Origin of the sequence: Peptostreptococcus sp. MV1 (assembly GCF_000758885.1) — a bacterium.
Lineage (GTDB): Bacteria > Bacillota > Clostridia > Peptostreptococcales > Peptostreptococcaceae > Peptostreptococcus.
The window spans coordinates 1-671 of sequence record NZ_JRNB01000075.1; the positions used below are offsets into that span (position 1 = coordinate 1).

The window sequence follows — 671 nt, forward strand, 5'->3', positions numbered from 1 at the left end:
TGATTCAAGACTTGGAGCAACTACAACTGCTCGTGCCAAGGCTCTTAGTAATATTTTGATGAAATAGAATATATGTCAGAAGATGGAAGAGATATACTTGGTTGACGATATATCAAAAAGACTTGACATTAACGTTTCAAGTGACACGAACAGATAGCTGATTTATAAGTACATATATACACTAAAAGATTTGAGGAATGCCATCGCTCATAACTCTGTAGTGTTTGACACAAGATTTCGTAACATTGACCCAACAAGTGCGATGAAGCAGTGCTTAAAAATTGAGATTGGATTGCCATATGTGAATTTCAAAACGATAGGTGACTATGTGATTCTTATGTGTTATTATATGAAATTACTGCAGGTGTCGAAGACGGAAATCAAAGCATTTGTCAGAGAGTTTGAGAGAATCACAGAGGATTATCGGAAGGCTGTAAATGCCAATGTTGCTTCAATCGTGATTCATCCGGATTTATCCTCCAGAATGAATTTATTGAAAAATTTTCTGTAGGACTTGCATTTTTTACTGGATTGCTGTATACTATAAATACTAATTGGGGTATGTGTTTGCGGACACATACTTGAGAGAGCCGGAGAAATCCGGCTCTCTTACATTTAGGTTCTTTGTCAACTAGCGTTGATGAATAAAATCCGAAATTTATGCGACAGCA

Annotated in this window: 1 protein-coding gene; it reads left to right on the forward strand. The window is 36.4% G+C overall.

Translation table 11 applies throughout. The features are described 5' to 3' along the window. Nucleotides 1-301 precede the first annotated feature (301 nt). Nucleotides 302-511 (forward strand): hypothetical protein, encoded by a 210-nt coding sequence (locus HMPREF1639_RS09375; RefSeq protein ID WP_207640740.1) that lies wholly within the window; start codon nucleotides 302-304, stop codon nucleotides 509-511. Nucleotides 512-671 lie beyond the last annotated feature (160 nt).